The 20,177-nt window shown below is 70.3% G+C and carries 18 protein-coding genes; 13 read left to right on the top strand and 5 right to left on the bottom strand.

The genetic code is table 11. The annotated features are described in order from the left end of the window. Window positions 1-37: 37 nt before the first annotated feature. The 4 genes from ACFWGP_RS03805 (at window position 38) to ACFWGP_RS03790 (ending at window position 3,627) form a co-directional block, all read left to right on the top strand. Entirely contained in the window at window positions 38-958 is a 921-nt protein-coding gene (locus ACFWGP_RS03805) for an ACP S-malonyltransferase (protein ID WP_376930155.1), read from the top strand. Window positions 959-990: 32 nt separating this feature from the next. Continuing rightward, entirely contained in the window at window positions 991-1,995 is a 1,005-nt protein-coding gene (locus ACFWGP_RS03800) for a beta-ketoacyl-ACP synthase III (protein WP_231431102.1), read from the top strand. A gap of 66 nt (window positions 1,996-2,061) precedes the next feature. Next, entirely contained in the window at window positions 2,062-2,310 is a 249-nt protein-coding gene (locus ACFWGP_RS03795; RefSeq protein WP_056731598.1) for an acyl carrier protein, read from the top strand. An 81-nt stretch (window positions 2,311-2,391) separates the two neighbouring features. Beyond that, window positions 2,392-3,627 (top strand): beta-ketoacyl synthase, encoded by a 1,236-nt coding sequence (locus tag ACFWGP_RS03790; protein ID WP_275505837.1) that lies wholly within the window; start codon window positions 2,392-2,394, stop codon window positions 3,625-3,627. A gap of 193 nt (window positions 3,628-3,820) precedes the next feature. Here the strand turns inward: ACFWGP_RS03790 and ACFWGP_RS03785 are convergent, their stop codons facing one another. After that, entirely contained in the window at window positions 3,821-4,342 is a 522-nt protein-coding gene (locus tag ACFWGP_RS03785; protein WP_231431104.1) for a DUF3145 domain-containing protein, read from the bottom strand. Between the two features lie 217 nt (window positions 4,343-4,559). Between ACFWGP_RS03785 and ACFWGP_RS03780 the strand changes: the two genes are divergently transcribed. Further along, a complete protein-coding gene (locus tag ACFWGP_RS03780; protein WP_376930154.1) occupies window positions 4,560-5,189 on the top strand; it encodes a PadR family transcriptional regulator in 630 nt (209 codons plus the stop codon). Here the strand turns inward: ACFWGP_RS03780 and ACFWGP_RS03775 are convergent. After that, complete coding sequence (locus tag ACFWGP_RS03775; protein WP_231431106.1) at window positions 5,168-6,931, bottom strand: bifunctional 3'-5' exonuclease/DNA polymerase; 1,764 nt, start codon at window positions 6,929-6,931, stop codon at window positions 5,168-5,170. The genes ACFWGP_RS03780 and ACFWGP_RS03775 overlap by 22 nt on opposite strands. Window positions 6,932-7,016: 85 nt before the next feature. Here ACFWGP_RS03775 and ACFWGP_RS03770 point away from each other — a divergent pair, with 85 nt between their 5' ends. The 5 genes from ACFWGP_RS03770 (at window position 7,017) to ACFWGP_RS03750 (ending at window position 12,830) form a co-directional block, all read left to right on the top strand. Continuing rightward, on the top strand, window positions 7,017-7,784 hold the full coding sequence (locus ACFWGP_RS03770; protein ID WP_376930153.1) for a hypothetical protein: 768 nt from the start codon (window positions 7,017-7,019) through the stop codon (window positions 7,782-7,784). Between the two features lie 54 nt (window positions 7,785-7,838). Beyond that, complete coding sequence (locus ACFWGP_RS03765; RefSeq protein ID WP_231431108.1) at window positions 7,839-8,243, top strand: group 1 truncated hemoglobin; 405 nt, start codon at window positions 7,839-7,841, stop codon at window positions 8,241-8,243. Window positions 8,244-8,247: 4 nt separating this feature from the next. Beyond that, window positions 8,248-9,456: a globin domain-containing protein gene (locus tag ACFWGP_RS03760; RefSeq protein WP_275505840.1), complete on the top strand. Its 1,209-nt coding sequence runs from the start codon at window positions 8,248-8,250 to the stop codon at window positions 9,454-9,456. Between the two features lie 41 nt (window positions 9,457-9,497). Beyond that, a complete protein-coding gene (locus tag ACFWGP_RS03755; protein ID WP_275505841.1) occupies window positions 9,498-10,244 on the top strand; it encodes a hypothetical protein in 747 nt (248 codons plus the stop codon). 378 nt (window positions 10,245-10,622) lie between these two features. Continuing rightward, window positions 10,623-12,830, top strand: a complete 2,208-nt coding sequence (locus ACFWGP_RS03750) for a multicopper oxidase family protein (RefSeq protein WP_376930152.1) — start codon at window positions 10,623-10,625, stop codon at window positions 12,828-12,830. Window positions 12,831-12,841: 11 nt separating this feature from the next. On the opposite strand, the gene ACFWGP_RS03745 is transcribed toward ACFWGP_RS03750, so the two are convergent. Further along, window positions 12,842-13,765 carry a S1C family serine protease gene (locus ACFWGP_RS03745; RefSeq protein ID WP_376930151.1) on the bottom strand — a complete coding sequence of 308 codons (924 nt, stop codon included), beginning with the start codon at window positions 13,763-13,765 and terminating at the stop codon, window positions 12,842-12,844. Between the two features lie 350 nt (window positions 13,766-14,115). On the opposite strand from ACFWGP_RS03745, the gene ACFWGP_RS03740 reads away from it, so the two are divergent. From ACFWGP_RS03740 to dinB, 3 genes are all read left to right on the top strand, one after another. After that, window positions 14,116-15,006 (top strand): AraC family transcriptional regulator, encoded by an 891-nt coding sequence (locus tag ACFWGP_RS03740; RefSeq protein ID WP_255679938.1) that lies wholly within the window; start codon window positions 14,116-14,118, stop codon window positions 15,004-15,006. Beyond that, window positions 15,003-16,205: a low temperature requirement protein A gene (locus tag ACFWGP_RS03735; RefSeq protein WP_376930150.1), complete on the top strand. Its 1,203-nt coding sequence runs from the start codon at window positions 15,003-15,005 to the stop codon at window positions 16,203-16,205. Before ACFWGP_RS03740 ends, ACFWGP_RS03735 begins: the two co-directional genes overlap by 4 nt. A gap of 91 nt (window positions 16,206-16,296) precedes the next feature. Further along, window positions 16,297-17,493, top strand: coding sequence for a DNA polymerase IV (gene dinB / locus ACFWGP_RS03730; protein WP_376930149.1), 1,197 nt, complete (start codon window positions 16,297-16,299; stop codon window positions 17,491-17,493). Window positions 17,494-17,630: 137 nt separating this feature from the next. Here dinB and ACFWGP_RS03725 read toward each other — a convergent pair whose 3' ends face one another. Together ACFWGP_RS03725 and ACFWGP_RS03720 are read right to left on the bottom strand one after the other, a co-directional pair. Next, window positions 17,631-18,590, bottom strand: coding sequence for a glutathione synthase (locus ACFWGP_RS03725; protein WP_231431115.1), 960 nt, complete (start codon window positions 18,588-18,590; stop codon window positions 17,631-17,633). Between the two features lie 35 nt (window positions 18,591-18,625). Next, complete coding sequence (locus ACFWGP_RS03720) at window positions 18,626-19,981, bottom strand: flavohemoglobin expression-modulating QEGLA motif protein (RefSeq protein WP_376930148.1); 1,356 nt, start codon at window positions 19,979-19,981, stop codon at window positions 18,626-18,628. Window positions 19,982-20,177: the final 196 nt, after the last annotated feature.

Genomic DNA, 20,177 nt, shown 5'->3' with positions numbered 1-20,177 from the left:
ACACCACAGTTCGTCCTGTGATTGGCAGACTGGGGTGGTGATCGTCGTCGTCTGCCCTGGACAGGGCTCTCAGACCCCCGGATTCCTCACCCCCTGGCTCGCAGAACCCGGCTTCGCCGAGCGCCTCGACGCGCTCTCGGCCGCCGCGGGCATCGACCTGGCCGCGCACGGCACGGTGAGCGACGCCGACACCATCCGCGACACCGCGGTCGCGCAGCCGCTCATCGTTGCGGCCGGCCTGCTCACGCTCGACGCGTTGATCGACGACGGGCGTGCAGAGCGAATCGGCGGGATCGCCGGACACTCGGTCGGCGAGATCACGGCGGCCGCCGGGGCCGGCGTGCTGACCGGCACCGAGGCAATCGGCTTCGTTGCCGAGCGCGGCCGCGCGATGGCCGAGGCCGCTGCGCTCGAGCCGACCGGGATGAGCGCCGTGCTCGGCGGCGACGAGGCCGATCTGCTCGCGCGCCTCGCCGAGCTCGGCCTCGAACCCGCGAACTTCAACGGCGGCGGGCAGATCGTCGTCGCCGGCGCGGTCGACGCCCTCGAGCAGCTGAAGGCCGAGCCGCCGGCCGGCGCACGGGTCATTCCGCTGCAGGTCGCCGGCGCGTTCCACACCCGGTACATGCGACCCGCCGTCGAGCGCCTCGCCGAGGTCGCCGAGCGGCTCTCCCCCGCCGACCCCGCCCTGCCGATCTGGACGAACCGCGACGGCAGCACGGTCGCCTCCGGCACCGAGTTCCTCGAACTCCTCGTCGGGCAGGTCTCCTCGCCCGTGCGCTGGGACCGCTGCATGGAGTCGTTCGCCGAAGCGGGCGTCTCCGGCATCATCGAGCTCGCGCCCGCCGGCGCGCTCGTCGGTCTCGCCAAGCGCGGCCTCAAGGGCGTGCCGACGGTCGCCGTGAAGACTCCCGACGACCTCGCCGCCGCCATCGAGCTCATCGACCAGGCCGCCTGAGCCGCCGCCCCCGCGAACGGAGAAAGCCGAGCATGACGAGACCAACCCTCCAGCAGTCGCACGGACCCGCCTACACGCGCATCTACGCACTCGGTGCTGCGCGCGGCGCGAACGCGGTGCCGAACGACGACCTCGTCGGCCCGATCGACTCGTCCGACGAGTGGATCCAGCAGCGCACCGGCATCGTGACCCGCACCCGCGCCGACGCCGACGTGTCGGCGCTCGACCTCGCGACGGCCGCGGCGACCGAGGCCATCGAACGCTCGGGCGTCGCCCCCGAGCTCGTCGACCTCGTCATCATCGCGACGATCTCGAACGTGCAGCAGACCCCGTCGATGGCTGCGGTCGTCGCCGATCGGGTCGGGGCGAACCCCGCCGCCGCCTACGACACGAACGCCGCATGCGCCGGCTATGCCTACGCGGTGGCCCAGGCCGACGCCCTCATCCGCGCCGGCGCGGCGCACTACGCGCTCGTCATCGGCGCAGAGAAGCTCTCCGACGTCGTCGACCCGACCGACCGCTCCATCTCGTTCCTCCTCGGCGACGGCGCCGGCGCCGCCGTCATCGGCCCGAGCGACACGCCCGGCATCGCACGCACCATCTGGGGTTCGGACGGCTCGAAGGCGGGCGCGGTCGGCATGAACAGCACCCTCATCGAGTTCCGTGACGGCGCGGCCGAGTGGCCGACGCTCCGTCAGGAGGGCCAGACGGTCTTCCGCTGGGCGGTGTGGGACATGGCGAAGGTCGCGAAGCAGGCCCTCGACGCCGCCGGCGTCACGAGCGCCGACCTCGCCGCCTTCATCCCGCACCAGGCGAACATGCGCATCATCGACGAGTTCGCGAAGCAGCTCAAGCTGCCCGAGTCCGTGGTGATCGCCCGCGACATCGCGACGACCGGCAACACCTCGGCCGCTTCGATCCCGCTCGCAACGCACCGCCTGCTCGAAGAGCACCCCGAGCTTTCCGGAGGCCTCGCCCTCCAGATCGGCTTCGGCGCCGGACTCGTGTTCGGCGCCCAAGTGGTGGTTCTCCCCTGAACCGCCGACCCCTGTCCATCTAGACTGTCACTCGGTCAAACGAGACACCCCTCAAGGAGAAGAACCATGGCATTGTCCACCGAAGAAGTGCTTGCCGGCCTGGCCGAGCTCATCAACGACGAGACCGGCATCGCGACCGACACGGTTGAGCTGGACAAGTCGTTCACCGACGACCTCGACATCGACTCGATCTCGATGATGACGATCGTCGTCAACGCCGAGGAGAAGTTCGACGTGAAGATCCCCGACGAGGAGGTCAAGAACCTCAAGACCGTCGGCGACGCCGTCGACTTCATCGTCAAGGCCCAGGCCTAGTCGCTGCGACGAGCGGGCCGCGGCAACGTCCCGGCCCGCTCGATCCGTCCCCTTCGTCTTCCTCCCCGGAGTGTTTTCGTCATGACCAAGAACATCGTCGTCACCGGCATCGGTGCGTCGTCGCCGATCGGCGGCACCGCCCCCGACAGCTGGGCCGCGCTGCTCGCCGGCGCATCGGGCGCACGCACCCTCGAACACGACTGGGTGGCCGAGTACTCGCTGCCCGTCACCTTCGCCGCCGAAGCCCTCGTGCGGCCCGACACCGTGCTCGAGCGCCCGGTCGCGAAGAGACTCGACCCGTCGTCGCAGCTCGCACTCGTCGCCGCGCTCGAAGCGTGGGCCGACGCAGGCAGCCCCGAGGTCGACCCCGAGCGTCTCGGCGTCGACTTCGCCACCGGCATCGGCGGCGTCTGGACGCTGCTCGACGCGTGGGACACGCTGCGCGAGAAGGGCCCGCGACGGGTCCTCCCGATGACGGTGCCCATGCTCATGCCGAACTCGGCCTCCGGCAACCTCTCGCTGCACTTCGGCGCCCGCGCCTTCGCGACCACGGTCGCGAGCGCCTGCGCATCGAGCACCGAGTCGATCTTCAACGCCATCGAGCACCTCCAGGACGGCCTCGCCGACGTCGTCATCGCCGGTGGCACCGAATCGGCGATCCACCCGATCACCATCGCCTCGTTCGCCTCGATGCAGGCGCTGTCGAAGCGCAACGACGACCCGGCGACGGCATCGCGCCCGACGAGCATCGACCGCGACGGCTTCGTCATGGGCGAGGGCGCCGGCGTCCTCATCCTCGAGACCGAGGAGCACGCCAAGGCGCGCGGCGCGAAGATCTACGCGTACGTCGCCGGCGGCGGCGTCACGGCCGACTCGTACCACATCACGGCGAACGACCCCGAGGGCCGCGGTGCCGCCCGCGCGGTGAGGCTCGCACTCGAGCAGGCGGGCGCATCGCCCGACGAGGTGACCCACATCAACGCCCACGCGACGTCGACGCCCGTCGGCGACCCGAACGAGTACCAGGCGCTCAAGGCCGTGTTCGGCGCCCGGGTCGACGACATCCCCGTGTCGGCGACGAAGGCCTCGACCGGGCACCTGCTCGGCGGCACCGGAGCGCTCGAGGCGATCTTCACCGTGCTCGCACTGCGCGACCGCGTGGCCCCGCCGACGATCAACATCACCGAACAGGACCCGGAGGTCCCGTTCCGCGTCTCGGGCGCGACGCAGGAGCTGGGCAGCGGCGACCAGCTCGCGATCTCGAACTCGTTCGGGTTCGGCGGGCACAACGCCGTCGTCGCGTTCCGCTCGGCCTGATCGGCGACTCGCATCGAAGGACCCCGGCGCTGACGCGCCGGGGTCCTTCTCGTCCGCGACATCCAGACATCGAAGGACCCCGGCGCTGACGCGCCGGGGTCCTTCTCGTCATGGGGCCGTCTGCTTCGCTCGTACGTCTGCCGGGGTTCCCCGTCCGACCTCCGCGTCGCGCCGCAGCCGGCCCTCGGTCGTATCACCCCACCTGGTGCAGCCAGACGACGGGGGCGAAGTCGCTCGCGTGGCGGAAGGGCTCGAGCTCGTCGTCCCAGGCCTGCCCGAGCGCGAGCCTGAGCTCGCGATGGAGTTCCCGTGCGTCGTGCCCGCCCATCTCCATGGCGTAGCGGATGCGGTCCTCGGGCACGACGGTGTTGCCGGCCGAGTCGGTCTGCGCGAAGAAGACGCCGAGCTCTGGTGTGTGCATCCAACGAGCACCGTCGCTGCCGGGCGTCGCGTCCTCGCTCACCTCGAACCGCAGCTGCTCCCAGCCGCGCAGCGCCGAGGCCATGCGAGCGCCCGATCCGGCGTCACCCTCCCAGTAGAACTCCGCGCGCAGCGCACCGCGAAGCACGGGCTGCTCCTGCCAGTCGAAGTTCACGGGGACTCCGAGGGCGCGCCCTGCTGCCCACTCGACGTGCGGACAGAGCGCCCGCGGCGAGGAATGCACGAACAGCACACCCCGCGCGGCGCGTGCGGTCCGCGCGACCGTCTCTGCCATCTCCATCTCCGTTCTCGTGAGGTGCGTCTTCCCCTACGACCTCGGAACGGCGGGTGGCCGGTGTTCGATTGTGGGCGGCATCGGCCGCACCGCCGATTATGCCCCGGATCAGGCGGGTTGACAAGGGTTCCCCTCGGTTCGCCGTGCCTCGGCATCATGCCCCGTCGACAACACTATGCTCGGTGAGGTATTCGCTCGCGTGGAAGGGAAGCCGCCGATGGCCGTCAGAGAAGCGCTCCTCGCACTGCTGCTCACCGGACCCGCCTACGGCTTCCAGCTGCATTCGGCGCTCGCGACGCGAACCGGCGGACGCCGACGCGTCAACGTCGGGCAGAGCTACGCGACGCTCGAGCGGGCCTCGAAGGCCGGCCTGACCGAATCGGCCGGGACGACGGCGGACGGACTCCCGCTGCACCGGCTCACCGCGGCGGGAACCGCGGTCGCGCGCGGCTGGCTCGAGGGCACGGATGCCCCGGGCGCCGACCCGTGGGACGAGACGATCGATCGCGTGCTGATCGGCGCGTCACTGCCTGACGTCGATGATCGCGCGATCATCACGGGCGAGCGCGCACGATGGGCCGACCGACTCGCATCGGCCGAAGCCGACGGTGACGTCGACGAGGCAACCGGCACGACGGTGGCGGCCACCGAACTGGTGCGCCTGGCCGGGGCCGCGGATGCCGCCCGAGCACGCGCGGCGATCGACTGGCTCGATACGACGGCACGCGTATCGGCATCCGGCCGGACGCTCGCGTTCGCGCCGACGGCCGAGCGCCCGCGGCGCGGCCGTCGCCCTGCGATGACCTCGGACGCCGCCGGGGAGGCTCAACCGTCGGCCATCGCGTAGCTGTCGACGATCGCGAGGTCGAGCGGAAAGTCGACCGGGAAGTCGCCGAAGAGCAGTCGGCCCGCGTCGACGGCGCACGCCCGGACCGCGGTCGCGACCGCTTCGGCATGCTCGCTCGGCGTGTGCACGATGATCTCGTCGTGCAGGTAGTAGACGAGGTGGGGCACCTCGCCGAACACCGGCCCCGACCGCTCGGCGCGCTTGATCGAGGGCGGGAGGGCGGCGAGGCGGGTGCGAAGCGCCGCCATCCAGCAGAGCGCCCACTCTGCGGCACTCCCCTGCACCACGAAGTTGCGGGTGAACCGGCCCCAGTCGCGCGCGACGCTGCGCGCGCGGCGCTCGTCGGCCGGAGTCGCGTCGGGCTCACTCGCCCTGGCCTGGACGGCATGCCAGGACGACGCCGGGGCGGGCGACGACCGCCCGAGGTTCGTGGTGACCTGTCCGCCGCGTTCACCCGTCGCCGCCGCCCGGTCGACGAGCGCCATCGCTCGCGGGTAGGCACGCGCCAGGCGGGGCACGAGCCGTCCGCTGTCGCCCGTCGTCGCTCCGTACATCGCCCCGAGGATCGCGACCTTCGCCTGGTCGCGCGTCTCGACGACGCCGTCGTCGACGATGCCCTGATAGATGTCGCGCCCTCGCGCGGCCGCGGCCATCGCATCGTCGTGGGCCAGGCCCGCGAGCACCCGGGGCTCGAGCTGGGCCGCGTCGGCGACGACGAGCGACCAGCCCGGGTCGGCGACCACGGCGCCGCGAATGTTCTTCGGCAGTTGCAGCGCTCCACCCCCTGAGGTCGCCCAACGTCCCGTCGCCGTGCCGCCCGGTACGTAGTCGGGGCGGAATCGCCCGTCGGCGATCCATTCGTCGAGCCACGCCCAGCCGTTCGCGCTCAGGAGCCTCGCCGATCGCTTGTACGCGAGCAACGGGGCGATCGCCGGGTGGTCGTGGTCGCGAAGCTCCCATTTGGCCGTGGAGTCGACCTGGATGCCCGCGTTCCGCAGCGCACGCAACAGCTCGACCTGCGAATCGAGGTTGGCCGAGGGCTGTTCGAGCGCGGCGCGGACCTCGGCCGCCAGGATCGCCATGCGCTCGGGCTTCCAGCCGGGTTTCGGACGCGGGCCGAGCTCGGCCTCGAGAATCGCCTCGTGGACCTCCCTCCGCCACGGAAGACCGGCGGCATGCAGCTCAGCGCCGATCAGGGCACCGGCCGACTCGGCCGCGAGGAGCAGCCGCATCGCTCCGGGACGTGCACTCGCGCGCGTCAGCCGCTCCTGCCGCCGGAACTCCGCGACGACCGCGTCGAGGACGACGGTCGCCGGATTCGTGTTCGGGGATGCACCGTCGTCGAGCGCTTCCCCCAGTTCGAACAGGGCGGTCGCTCCCGCGCCCGAGTGCGAGGAGGGCGCGACCGCGCCGACCCCACCACCCGAGAGGTTCGGTGCGGCGTCAAGCCATCGCGGCCTGCCCGTCTCGGCTTCGCGAGCGGCACGCGCATCGGTCGACCCCTCGAGGATCGCACCGCAGAGCAGGAGGTCGTGGCACCGCTCGATGCGGACACCGGCGTCGAGCAGCATCGGATACCAGTGCCGAGTGTCGCTCCACACCCACCTCGGCCCGTGCTGCTCGAGCGCGGCCGCCCGTGCCGGCAGGTCGGCGACCTCGATCACTTCGGCGCTCGCCGCGGGGTCGTCGAGATCGACGAGGGCGACCCGGTCGCGCCCGTCGGCCCCGGCCGCGATCCGCACGTATCCATTCTCGTGGCCGCCGCCGACATCGGATGTCGGCGGCGCAAACGAGACTCATGGTCATGACGAACGAGGAGCGGTCTCCGTGGTCGCAGTGAGGTTCCGCTGCGGGCACGGTGCACCGGCCGACGATGCGCACGTCATCGGCCGTCCCTGCCCGCTGTGCATGCTCATCGCCGAGACCCAGCGCTCGCGTGCCGAACTCCTCAGGCGCGTGTCGCCGGCGCAACGAGCCCGCCTCGCCACCGAGACGCGTCTCGGCGCCGAGTACGAGTGGCGCTGCGATCGGGGTCACGATCGCTATCGGGGCTCGGTCGCCGACCAGCTCACGGGCACCGGCTGCACCAAGTGCCGAACGAACGCGCACGCACCGGCAGCCCTCCGGGAGGCGGGTGTGGCGTTCATGAACCCGGGGCTCCGCACTCGCACGTCGATGACCGAGCAGCGGCTGCGAGCGCTCCTCGGCGAACGCATCAGGCTGCATCACCGGGTCAACGCCGTGCGGGTCGCCCGCACGTTCTTCGGCCGCACCGAGGTCTGGCCCGACATCATCGTGCCGCAACTGCGCATCGCGGTCGAGTACGACGACCCGGGCCGCTCGCGCCGAGCGCACCTCGGGCTGAAGGAGGCCTCCGACCTCGAGAAGGACGAAGCGCTGGGCGAGGTCGGCTGGCGGGTCATCCGAGTTCGCGGCGGCGGGCTCGGCCCGCTCGGGCCCACGAGCATCGTCTGTGCACGCCTCACGGCCGAGGTCGCCGACGACGTGGTCGCGATGATGCGACGCATCCGCGGCGACGCCGCCGTCGACGCGATCCTGGTCGGCGTTCAGCGCTCGGGCTTTGATTCGGCCTGACTCCGTCTGCTAGGAATGGAGCGCCCCCCTACCGGCCGACGATTGGACCCGACGATGAGTTCCCCCAGCCTCCAGACCGAGCCCGAAGCCCTGAGCGACTACGCAGCGGTGGGAGGCGCCCCCGCGATCAGCGCGGTCGTCGACCGCTTCTACGAACTGGTGCTCGGCGACGAGAACCTCGTGCGGTACTTCGACGGCGTCGAGATGGTCCGCCTCAAGCGGCACCAGGTCGCGCTCGTCTCGACCGTCATGGGCGGTCCGGTCGTCTACGAGGGCCGCGATCTCCGCAAGGCCCACGCGAACATGGGCATCTCGGCGGGCGACTTCGCCGCTGTCGCGGGTCACCTGGTGACCGCCTTGACCGACGCCGGCGTTCCGTCGGAGATCATCGATCGCACGGTGAGCGCGGTCGCCGCGACCCAGCCCGACATCGTCGAGGTCACCTCGACGCACGAGTGACGCGTTGGACACCGCCGCTCTGAAGCACACCTGGTCGCTGGCGGAGTCGCTCGGCGACGAGGTGCCGCTCTTCTTCTACTCGCACCTGTTCTACACGCACCCCGAGCTGCGGGCCATGTTCCCGGTGTCGATGGCGACCCAGCGCGACCGACTCGTCGGCGCGCTGGGCCGCATCGTCTCGAACGTCGACCAGCTCGACGAGGTGACCGCGTTCATCCAGCAGCTCGGCCGGGATCATCGACGCTTCGAGGTGATCGCCGAGCACTACGACGCCGTCGGTCTCTCACTGCTGACGACGCTCAAGCACTTCCTCGGCGACCAGTGGACCGCTGAGCTCGCCGCGGACTGGGCCGCGGCCTACGGCCTGATCGCCACCGTCATGGTGCAGGCGGCCGAGGATTCCGAACACGACAGTCCGGCGTCCTGGCAGGGTCATGTCATCGCCGTCGAGCGAAAGAGCATGGAGCTCGCGGTCGTGCAGGTGCGCCCCGAACCCGAGCTGACCTTCGAACCCGGGCAGTCGGTCGCGGTCGAAACGGCGCATGCGCCACGACTGTGGCGCTACCTCAGCATCGCGAACGCGCCGCGGGTCGATGGAACGCTCGAGTTCCACGTGCAGCTCGTACCGGGTGGCCAGGTCTCGAGCGCGATCGTTCGCAAGCTCAAGGCCGGCGACGTGCTGCGGCTCGGGGCGCCGGTCGGGCGGGAGCTCACGCTCGAGCCCGAGGAGCACCACCGTGAACTGCTGATGGTCGCGGGAGGCACCGGGTTCGCGCCGCTCCGCGCGCACCTCGAGCGCATCGACCTCAACTGGCAGAAGACCGGCCAGGCTCCTCGCGTCCACCTGTTCCACGGAGCACGCGTGCCGTGGAACCTGTACGAGCACCGTCTGCTGCAGAGCCTCGCCGGACGCCCGTGGTTCACCTACACGCCCGTCGTCTCCGATGATCCGAGCTACCCCGGGCAGAAGGGGCTGGTCGGCGATGCCGCGGTCGCAGAGGGCGTCCGCCCCGATGCCCTCGCGATGGTCTGCGGCTCCCCCGCCATGGTCAAGCACACGCTCGCACGGCTCCGCGGCGCCGGCGTCGCGTCGGGCGATCTCCGGTTCGAGCAGTTCGCGACGCTCGAGGAGGAGCGCCCGGAAGAACGTCACGACATCCGAGATGGGCAGCCGTCCGGGTTGCCCGCCGAACGAATGGGAAGTGCCCGATGACTCCCGATCTTGAAAATGAGCCGCAATCCGATTTCGTACCGATGCCGACGGCGATCCCGTCGACGCCGGCAGCACCTGAGTCGAGTCCTGCGCAGGAGATCGATCTCGCGCGCGCCGTCGCCCGCCTGCCCAAGACGGACTCTGCCAGGTTCGCGGTCCGGCACATCGGCGCCGGTTACGATCGCGCCGAGATCGACGCGTTCCTCGTCGAACTGAACGAGGCGATCGACGTCGTCCGAGAGGCGGCGGAACGGGATCGCCGAGAGCTCGAGGAACTTCGCGCAGAGAACGCGAGACTCAGCGCTACGGCTGAGGCGAAGCTCGACGAAGAAGTCACTCTCGGAGCCGTCGACCTGCTCTCGCAGGCGCAGACGATCGCCGACCGGGCCGTTGCCGACGCCGAGCAGTACGCGCGCGAACTCGTGCTCGCGGCCCGCGAGGAGTACCGCGACGTGCTGGAGCGTGCCGCACGTGCAGAGGACGCCCATGCGGCTGCCGGAGCCACCGGGCCGGCGCCGGCGCCCTCGCCGCAGGCGGCGATGCCCGAGATCGAGTACGTGCGCACATACGCTCAGGTCGCGCAAGTTCAACTGCGTTCGGTGCTCGAGGCGCTGGCCGAGCAGGTCGACCGGCTCGGCGCCCTGCCGCAACCCGCAGGCGAACCGGCTGCACCGGCGGCCGGCGACGATGTCGCCGACGCGGACGAGGTCACCGACGAAGAACCCGACTGGCTCCCTGCTGTGCCGCCGGAACCCGCTCTGCAGCGACAGACGTACATCAAGCCCTGATCCGGCGGCCTCGCGACGACCTCGCCCCGGAGATCTGCGAACGTCGGCGTGCGCCGCTCCCCCGACGCGCGCAGATCCAATGGCATTCGTCGTCGTCGAGGCCGATGCGTTTCGCGTGCGCACGGTCTCCGAGCGCCACCGGCGCGTCAGCGAAGCGGCGGCGCGCGCCGAGGACGGATGGGTGGCAGCGTCTCATCGCTCGACTCCATCGACGGGTGGATGCTGCGGACTCGGCGTCGGCCACCGCGAATCCCTCCGTCGCGTGCTTGCAGCGAGACGGTGCTTGCGCCAAACTGAGCATGTCTCGCATACGAGACGGCCAGTGGGGGGCGGGCATTCGGAGCGCAGGGCGTCACGAGCAGGCGCGAGGTGGGATCGATGGATGACCGTCGCACGAGCACAAGCACGAGCACGAGCACGAGCACGAGCACGAGCACGAGCCTGCGGCTGAGCCGCCGCGCGTTCATCACGGCCGCCGGCGCCGTCGGAGCGGGCTTCATGCTGTACGCCGTGATGCCGGGTGGCATCCGAGTCGCGGTGGCACACGTCCCCGGCGGCGCCCTCGCACCCGCCGACGTGCCGAAGTTCCGAACACCGTTGCTCATCCCGCCGGTCATGCCTCGGGCCGGCACCGTCGCCATGCGTGGCGGCAAGAACGCGGACTCCTACGAGATCTCGGTGCGGCAGTTCACTCAGCAGGTCCTCCCCGCCGGCATGCCGGCCACCACCGTATGGGGGTACGGCGCTGTCGCCTCGACGAGCAAGAAGGGACTGCTGGTGCACCACGCTCCCTCGCTCACGATCGAGGCGAAGTGGAATCGGCCGGTTCGGGTGAAGTGGATCAACGAGCTCGTCGATGACGACAGGCGGTTCCTGCCGCACCTGCTGCCGGTCGATCCCACGTTGCACTGGGCGAACCCGCCGGGCGGTGCGACCGGACGGGACTCGCGGCCGAGGTTCGAGACGACGCCGAACGCCTACGACGGACCGGTGCCGATCGTCACGCACCTGCACGGCGCAGTCGGCGTCGGTGACGAGAGCGACGGATACCCCGAGGCGTGGTATCTGCCCGCCGCAGACGACATCCCCGCAGGCTTCGCGACGGAGGGCACGTGGTACGAGTTCTTCGCCGGCAAGGCGGGCAGCGAACACGCGGTGGCCTGGGGCACCGGCTATGCCGTCGTCGACTACCCGAACGACCAGCGCGAATCGACCCTCTGGTATCACGACCACACACTCGGAATGACCCGGCTCAACGTCTATGCAGGTCCGGCGGGGTTCTTCCTCGTACGCGGCGGGCCCGAGGGCGCAGACGCGATCCTCGACGGCCGCTTCGGGACCACCGCCGTGCTACCTGGGCCGGCACCGAAGGACGGCGACAAATTCCCGGCGAACAAGACGTACCACGAGATCCCGATCGCCGTGCAGGACCGTTCGTTCAACGAGGACGGATCCTTGTTCTACCCGGACACGCGGGCCCTCTTCGACGGCATCGTCGGCGACTACCTGCCCGCGGGCGAGTTCTCCCCGATCTGGAACCCGGAGTTCTTCGGGAACATGATCATCGCCAACGGCAACACGTGGCCGTTCCAGGTCGTCGAGCAATGTCGCTACCGGTTGCGGTTCCTCAACGGATGCCAATCGCGGTTCCTGATCCTGGACTTCTCTGCGATCCCCGGTCTCGAGGTGTGGCAGATCGGCAATGAGGGTGGATACCTCGATGGGCCGGTGAACCTATCGGCCGATCACGCGGGCCGGCTGCTCATGGGGCCTTCCGAGCGCGCGGACCTCATCGTCGACTTCACCGGCGTTCCGCTCGGGTCGTACGTCCTCGGCAACGTCGGTCCGGACGAGCCGTTCGGAGGCGGAACCCCTGGCGTGGACTTCGAGCCCTCCGACGCCGCCTCGACGGGGCAGGTCATGCAGTTCCGGGTCGTCCCGGCGGTCGCGCCCGATCCGACGACCCCGCCCCGATACCTGGTACTCCCCGCGCGAACCCCTCTGCCGGCCGAGACGTCTACCCGGTCGCTCGCGCTCATCGAGAAGTCCGCGATCGGATTCGATGCTGGCGGTCGTCCGGTCGACGGCCCGACGGAGGCGGTCCTCGGCGTCGTCGACGCCGGCGTGCCGGTCCCGCTCGATTGGGACGACGACGTCACCGAGAATCCGCAGGTCGGCGCCACCGAGGTGTGGGAGTTCGTGAACACGACCGGCGATGCGCATCCGATGCACGTGCACGAGGTCGCCTTCGAAGTGGTCGGCCGCGAGAGGCTCGTCCTGGACGAGGAGGGTGAGGTCGCCGTGCCCGTGACGCCGGCCGGCCCGATGCGTCCCCCGGAGCCGTGGGAGACCGGCGTGAAGGACTCGGTGATCTCCTATCCCGGCGAGGTCACCCGCGTGCGGCTCCGGTTCGCACGTCCTGGACAGTTCGTCTGGCACTGCCACATCGTCGAACACGAGGACAACGAGATGATGCGCCCGTATCGCGTCGGCCCCGAACAGCACGGGCAGCCGGGCGTGCAGGTCATGCAGGGCGGCGGAGTCCGACATCGCGCGGCGCCTGACGGTTCACGTCCGGTCGCCTGACGAGCCGTCCCTCAACTCACCCGCAGTTCCTCCGGCGAGACGACCAGGTCGACGAGCGCGCCGTTCCGCAGCACGGTCATCTCCATGCGCCGGCCGATCGCCGCTTCGACCATGAGCCGCTGCACGCCGGTCGGATCGAAGACGGGCGTGCGGTCGATCGAGATCACGATGTCGCCAGCCTTCGCGCCGGCGAGGGCGGCCGGACTGCCCGCGATGGTCGAAATGACCTGCATGCCGGTCGGCGATCCGATGCGGTCGCTCGCGTCGGGGCTCAACCTGACCCTCGTGCCGGCGATCCCGAGCCACGCGCGGCGCACGCGACCGGTCGTCGTGAGGGTCTCGATGATCGCGAGCGTGCTGGCGTTCATCGGCACCGCGAGTCCGAGGCCGATACCCGCGACCGCCGTGTTGACGCCGACGAGCCGACCTGAACTGTCGGCGAGCGCACCCCCGCTGCTCCCGGGATTCAGGGCGGCATCCGTCTGGATGACCTCGTCGATCACCCGCCCGGAGCGAGTCGGAAGCGAGCGCCCGAGGGCTGAGACGATGCCCGCCGTGACGCTGCCCGCAAGCCCCCTCGGATTGCCCAGCGCAACCACCAGCTGCCCGACCCGCAGTTGCGACGCGTCGCCGAGCGGCACCGGAGCCGGCGTCGGCCCGAGCGCGCGCAGCACGGCCAGATCGGAGAGCACGTCGGCACCCACGACGCGCGCGTCAGAGGTTCGCCCGTCGGCGAACGCGAGTTCGACGGTGGATGCCTCGGCCACGACATGCGCACTGGTGAGCAGGTGCCCGTCGGCGCTGATCACCGTAGCGCTGCCGGCTCCCGAACCCGCCGACGTGCGCACGCTCACCGCGGCGACCGCGGGCAGCACCTGCTCGGCCACGCGCACGACCGCGGCGGAATAGGCGTCGAGCGCCTCGCTGTCGTCCATGCGGCAAGTCTCGCCCCGCGTCGGCGCCGTTCCGCCGCTGTTCGCCGACGGCGGAGCGGACGCCGAACTCGAGACGCGATCGAACGGCCCGAAAGCGCTCGGCCCGACCTCGTTCCTCGCGAGCCGTTCGCTCGGTCAGACGTCGATCCACTCGGTTCCATCACCGGGGCGGATCCGCGCCATCGGCCGTCGCCCCGCACGCGACGAACAGCGCCCGGCTCTCCGCTCCGCGAAACGGACGTCGGCAGAACACCGACGAAGCTGATCCATTCGCTCGAGTCCTTGCCCGATCCTGCTCGAATCAGCAGAATCGGGTGCGCACCGGGCCGGCATCCTGCTTCAATTCCGGCATGCGACTCGACGACGTACGCGACCTCATCTCCAAACACGCCGGCGAGGCGACACCGATCGTCGACGGGGCGGTCATCTCCAAGATCGAGCACAGCGGACCGCCGGAACTCAGCACGACCGGCACCGTGCTCGTGCTGCTCGCGCAAGGCGCCAAGCGACTCGCCGTCGGCGACCAGGTGCACGACTACGCGGCCGGCCAGTGCCTCGTGGCATCGGTGGACCTGCCCGTGAGCGGGCACTTCGTCGACACGACGCCCGAGTCTCCAGCGCTTGGTTTCGCGCTGACGCTCCGCCCGGCGTTGATCGCCGAGTTGCTGCTCCAGGCAAACACGATGCCGCGCCCTCCCGTCGAACGCGATCGCGGCAGCACCGGGATCTCCGTCGGAGACGCTTCACCGGACCTGATCGACGCGGTCGGGCGGATGGTCCGCCTCGTCGAACGACCGGCGGACCGATCCGTGCTCGCACCGCTCATCGAACGGGAGTTGCACTGGCTCGTCCTGAGCAGCCCACACGGCGTCTCGGCCCGCGACCTGGGCCTCGCGGACAGCGGTGTGAGTCGCGTCGGCCACGCGGTGCGATGGATCCGCGAGCACTACACGGAACCGTTCCGGGTCGTGGAGCTCGCCGATCTCGCCCGAATGAGCCAGTCGGCCTTCCATCGCGCGTTCCGCGCCGTCACCGCCCTCAGCCCGATCGAATATCAGAAGCAGGTGCGATTGCAGGAGGCGCGGATCCGGCTGGTCGCCACGCCCGGCGACGTCGCCGGCGCGGCTCGCGCGGTCGGCTACACGAGTCCGTCGCAGTTCAGCCGCGACTACCGTCGCCGCTTCGGTGCCGCTCCGTCGCAGGATGCCGCGCGACTGAACGAAGCGGGAGGCGCACGATGATCCGGGGCACCTCGACCTTGACCGCCGTGCGAAGCATGGAGGGCGACCGGGTCACGACCCTCGAGCTCTTTTTCGACCTCGCCTTCGTCTTCGCGTTCACCCAGCTCAGTCGCCTCATGGCGCAGGAGCACGACCTCATCGGGGTCGTGCAGGCGATGACGATCCTTGCGCTGCTGTGGTGGTCGTGGAACTCATACGGGTGGCTCGCCAACCTCGCTCATGCCGACCAGGGCTGGGTGCGCGCCGTGATGCTCGTCGCAATGGGCTCGATGGTGATCGTGGGCGTCACGGTTCTGGAGGCCTACCACGATCTGCGCGGCGGTCTGTTCGCGCCGCTCGTCTTCGTCGGCGCATACCTCCTCGCGCGCATCACGCACATCTTCGCGTTCGCGGTGGTCTCGGCGCGGCCGCTGCGACGCCGGGCGTTCCTCACCTCGCTGCTCGCCGTTGTACCGTCAGGCGTCCTGCTCATCGCCGGCGCGATGATCGGCGGCGGGTGGCAGCTCGGCCTGTGGCTCGCCGCCGTCGTGATCGAACCCGTCGTCACCCACCGCATGAGCAGCGGCGTGGACTGGCGGGTCGGTTCGACGGTGCACTTCACCGAACGACACGGGCTGATCGTGATCCTGGCGATCGGCGAGTCGATCATCGCGATCGGAGCCGGCGTCGCCCAGGAGCCGATCGACCTTCCCATCCTGCTCGGCATCGTGTGCGCGCTCGTCGTGGCGGCCGGATTCTGGTGGGCGTACTTCTCCCGACTCGCCCACGATGCCGAGGGAGCACTCGCCCGTCGCGACGAGGGCGACCGGGCCAGGACTGCACGGGATGCCTACACCTATTTGCACCTGCTCATCGTCGCCGGCATCGTCTTCGCGGCACTCGGTATCGAGGAAGCACTCGCGCACGTCGGCTCGGCAGCACCGCTCGGGTGGTTCAACGCGGCAGCACTGGGCGGCGGCACCGCCGGCTATCTGGCGGCGACGGTGTGGTTCCGGTGGCGGACGACGGGCGAGACGAACGCGGTGCGCCTCACAGGCGCGGTCGCGTCGGTGCTGATCGTGCCACTGCTCGGTGCCCTGCCGGCGCTCGGAGCGCTGGCGATCGTCTCGCTGGTCGTCGTCGGCGCGCTCGGCTTGGAATCGATGTCTCGCGGATCCAGGCGGCACTGCGGCTCGGGCGATCGATCGACATCGGCCTGAACGGGAGCGTGCACACCGGGGCCTCGCCGATGGCTCCGATGTCGTCGGTGCGTGCGACGATCGGCGGAACGACGAGCGGTGAGAGGGCGGCATGCGGGGCGAGGCGACCGTGTTGCACGCGGATCTCGATGCCTTCTACGCCTCCGTCGAGCAGCGCGACGCTCCGGGGTTGCGCGGCCTGCCCGTCATCGTCGGCGGCGGTGTTGTGCTCGCAGCGAGTTACGAGGCGAAGGCTCGTGGGGTGCGCACCGCGATGGGTGGTCGGCAGGCGCGCGAGCTGTGCCCTGACGCCGTCGTCGTCCCGCCGCGGATGGACGCGTACTCGGCGGCGAGCCGAGCAGTGTTCGCGATCTTCCGCGACACCACCCCGTTCGTGGAGGGGCTTTCGATCGACGAGGCGTTCCTCGAGGTCGGGGGCCTCCGGCGCATCGCCGGCACGCCTGAGCAGATCGCGGTGCGATTGCGTGCGCGAGTTCGTGCGGAGGTCGGGTTGGCGATCTCGGTCGGGATCGCGCGGACCAAGTTCCTCGCCAAGGTTGCGAGTGCGGTCAGCAAGCCCGACGGACTGCTCGTGGTCGAGCCCGCGCAGGAGCAGGCGTTCCTGCTCCCACTGCCCGTCGAACGGTTGTGGGGCGTCGGTGCCGTGACCGCCGAGAAGCTGCACCGGCTCGGCATCACGACCGTCGGGCAGCTGGCCGAGCTCGAAGCCGCGACCGCGGAGCGGCTCCTGGGCAAGGCGACCGGCGCGCATCTGCACGCGCTCGCCCGCCTCCGGGACCCTCGCCCGGTCGACACCACGCGCCGCCGTGGCTCGATCGGCTCGCAGCGCGCGCTCGGCAGTCGCCCGCGGACGGCCGACGAACTGGACCTCATCCTCATCCAGATCGTCGACCGGCTCGCCCGCCGCCTCCGCGACGGCGACCGGGTGTGCCGCACTGTCGTACTGCGCCTCCGCTTCGGAGACTTCGCGAAGGCCACCCGATCGCGGACCATCCGATCCACGACCGACCGCACCGCGGTGCTCCTCGCCGTCGCGAAAGAGCTGCTGGCGGGCGCGCTCCCCGAGATCGCCGAGCGCGGCGTCACCCTGATCGGCGTCTCGCTGACGCAGCTGGTGCGCGGCGACAGCCGTCAACCCGAACTGCCGATCGACTGGGACGACGGCGGGCGCCTCGACACGGTGCTCGACGCCGTTCGCGATCGCTTCGGTGCTGAATCAGTCGCTCGAGCGGCGCAGCTCGGTCGCGATCCGGGATGGTCTCCGCCGCTGCTGCCCGAACACGAGTGACCGCTCCCGAACGCCCGCAGGTCGAGTCGCCGGACGCGATCCTGGAAGCCGCTCGCGAGTACCTCGGGGAGATGCTGCAGACCTTCGAACTCGCCCCAACTGCGGCGCCCCTGCGGCCGAACGCTCGGCGGTACGGCTCAGGACCCCAGGCTCACCTGGCGCTCCAGGGCTTCGATGACGGTTTCGGCGATATCGATGTCGTAGAGCCGCTCGATGCTCTGGAACCCGCCGGGACTCTCCGCGTTGATCTCCACCACCTGGCTGCCGATCACGTCGATGCCCACGAGGAACAGCCCATCGGCGACGAGCTTGTCGCCCATCGCCTCGGCGATGCCGAGCTCGGCCTCGCCCACCTCGAGGGGCACCGACCGACCACCGGTGCTGATGTTGGCGCGCGGGTCGTTGCCCGTGGGCACACGTCGGAAGGCGGCCGGCATGCCGTCGCGCTCGAGGATGCGGCCCTCCAGAAGGAAGATTCTGGCATCGCCGTCCTTGGCGCCGTCGATGAACTCCTGGATGATGGCGTAGCCGTCCTGCAGGACGGCCTCCGTCATCTGCGCGAGGTTGGTCTCCCCCGGGCCCTCGATCATGAACACGTTGCGGCCCTTGGCCCCGTACAACGGTTTGACGACGCAGTGGCCGACTTCATCGACGAACCGCTCGATCGCCTTCGGATCTCGTGTCACCAGCGACCGTGGCCGGACGCTCTCGGGAAATTCCTCCAGGTAGAGCTTGCTGGTCGCTCGATGGAGGGTGTTCGGGTCGTTGACGACCGTCACACCTCGGGCCGCGAGCATCTGTCCGAAGACCACACCCATCGGGCTGGCCCACGCGCGCTCCTGCAGGTCGTCGATCGACTCGTTGCGGAGGACGAGCGCATCCAGCTCGTCCATGACGATCCGCTCGGCGTCGCGCGACTTGATCCCCTCCATGAAGCTCGCGAGGGTGTCGTCGCTCTTCCACCTCGCGGCACGGGCCCTGGCCGCGAACAGTCCGTCGCTGCTGCCGAGCTCGAGGTCCCCGACGCCGACGTACCAGGTCTCGTGCCCGCCCCTGGCCGCGGCCCTGGCGAGTCGGGTGGTCGTGTACTCGTCCACCTCGGTGTCGACGTCGTTGACGACGAATGCGAGCCTCATGCCGCCACGTCTCCTTCGTAGAGGTCGGTGACCGTCGCACCCGCGCGCAGCCGCTCCAGACGCTCGTGTGCACCGGGCACGTCCAGCCAGCGTGGCCGAACCCACGGTTCGTGGAGCACCTCTCGGTCGAGGAGGTCCTGCACCAGGGGGATGTGGTCCAACGCGAGCTTGCCGATGAGCAGGACGTCCAGGCTGCGGCCTTCGGCGATGGCGTCGAGGATGCGCGTGATCCCGCGCAAATAGATCGCGTCCTTCACCGAGCCGCCCCCGACGACGACCCGGATGGCGATGGACCATGCGGTCCTGGTCGGTATGCGGTGGTCGGCCCGCAGCGACTCGAAGATGTCCAGGAAGTCGGCGCCGTCGAGCATCTTGCCGACCGCGACCACCCGAGCCGCGAGCACGCGCAGCCGCCGCGGGTCCAACCCGCCGGTCAGGTACTCGGCGAGCACGGCGAGGCCCTCCTGGGTCTCGTCGTAGCCCGGGAGGCCGATGGTCAACAGCGTCAGTGGCTGCCGGGCACCGTTCTGGTACGTGACCACGTGCGTGCCGACCTCGTGGTGCAGCAACGGCTCGACCCGGTCGGCCCGGAAGGCGGCCGTCTCCGGGATGAGCAGGCGGCCGAACGACACCATCAGTTCGGAGATGTCGTCCCGCACCTCGACGCGGACCGGGAAGTCCGGGTACACGGCGCGGTAGCGCTCGAATTCCGCACGGGCGGCGTCGGCGAACGCCCCGGCTGTGACGGTCTGGGTGCTGGGCGCCTGCGGGGGGATGGTCTCGAGCAGCTCCGCCGCTGCCGCGGCCAGCGGAGGAGCCACCGTTCCGTAGAGCTGGAGCGACCCGTAGAGGAACCGCGAGGTGTCGCGGTCCTCCAACGCGGTGATCTGCCGGGCGATCTCGTCCCGCTTCGCCCGGAAGAGCGTGTGCAGTGCCGGGTCGTCGACGTTCTCGATCTCCAGATCGTACAGGTCGCGCTGGGCCAGGTCCGGGTCGAAGTCCAACGGCCGCAGCCGCAGCGTGGGGGCCGTGCCGAAGTCGCTGCGTTCGAAGTCCGCCCATGCCTCCGCCGCGTTGAGCGGCGTGATGTTGACGAGCAGGTTCACCTGGCGCTCGATCTCGGTGAGCCGGGCGTCGATGTCGAACGCGGGCGCCAGTTGCTCGGTCGCCGATGACGTCTCACGAGCATGGTCGTCAGCAGGCGGGTCTGAATCATCAGGGCGAGGGGCCGAAGCCGCTGCGATATCGCTGCGGGCGGCACCAGCCTGCTCGACCGGCTCGACCTGCGCTGGCAGATTCTCCGGGTTCACGATGTCGGCGCTATCGTCGGGCCGATCCGAGCGCTCATTCATCGTCGTCCCCCGGGCTCTCGGCCCCAGCTGACCCAGTATCGATCCCGATGGTCTCGTCTTCGATCCGGGTCTCGGTAGGAGGAGCGACGTCACCTCTCGACGTGCGGCGGTCGTCGATCCTCCCCATCGGGTCGTCAGCCGTTCGCGACGGGGTCATCTCGGCGTCTGACATGGCGACTCCCTTCGCTCGATGATC

The organism is Agromyces sp. NPDC127015, from assembly GCF_042725165.1.
In the GTDB taxonomy this organism is placed as follows: Bacteria; Actinomycetota; Actinomycetes; order Actinomycetales; family Microbacteriaceae; genus Agromyces; species Agromyces chromiiresistens.
Note: the sequence above shows the minus strand (reverse complement) of the source record. Positions and strands in the feature narration are given on the sequence as shown.

Bases quoted from the DNA above. Each gene is read 5' to 3' on its own strand.
- ACFWGP_RS03800 (WP_231431102.1), top strand. From the start codon at position 991: ATGACGAGACCAACCCTCCAGCAGTCGCACGGACCCGCCTACACGCGC.
- ACFWGP_RS03795 (WP_056731598.1), top strand. From the start codon at position 2,062: ATGGCATTGTCCACCGAAGAAGTGCTTGCCGGCCTGGCCGAGCTCATC.
- ACFWGP_RS03790 (WP_275505837.1), top strand. From the start codon at position 2,392: ATGACCAAGAACATCGTCGTCACCGGCATCGGTGCGTCGTCGCCGATC.
- ACFWGP_RS03785 (WP_231431104.1), bottom strand. From the start codon at position 4,342: ATGGCAGAGACGGTCGCGCGGACCGCACGCGCCGCGCGGGGTGTGCTG.
- ACFWGP_RS03780 (WP_376930154.1), top strand. From the start codon at position 4,560: ATGGCCGTCAGAGAAGCGCTCCTCGCACTGCTGCTCACCGGACCCGCC.
- ACFWGP_RS03765 (WP_231431108.1), top strand. From the start codon at position 7,839: ATGAGTTCCCCCAGCCTCCAGACCGAGCCCGAAGCCCTGAGCGACTAC.
- ACFWGP_RS03755 (WP_275505841.1), top strand. From the start codon at position 9,498: ATGCCGACGGCGATCCCGTCGACGCCGGCAGCACCTGAGTCGAGTCCT.
- ACFWGP_RS03750 (WP_376930152.1), top strand. From the start codon at position 10,623: ATGGATGACCGTCGCACGAGCACAAGCACGAGCACGAGCACGAGCACG.
- ACFWGP_RS03745 (WP_376930151.1), bottom strand. From the start codon at position 13,765: ATGGACGACAGCGAGGCGCTCGACGCCTATTCCGCCGCGGTCGTGCGC.
- ACFWGP_RS03740 (WP_255679938.1), top strand. From the start codon at position 14,116: ATGCGACTCGACGACGTACGCGACCTCATCTCCAAACACGCCGGCGAG.
- ACFWGP_RS03735 (WP_376930150.1), top strand. From the start codon at position 15,003: ATGATCCGGGGCACCTCGACCTTGACCGCCGTGCGAAGCATGGAGGGC.
- dinB (WP_376930149.1), top strand. From the start codon at position 16,297: ATGCGGGGCGAGGCGACCGTGTTGCACGCGGATCTCGATGCCTTCTAC.
- ACFWGP_RS03720 (WP_376930148.1), bottom strand. From the start codon at position 19,981: ATGAATGAGCGCTCGGATCGGCCCGACGATAGCGCCGACATCGTGAAC.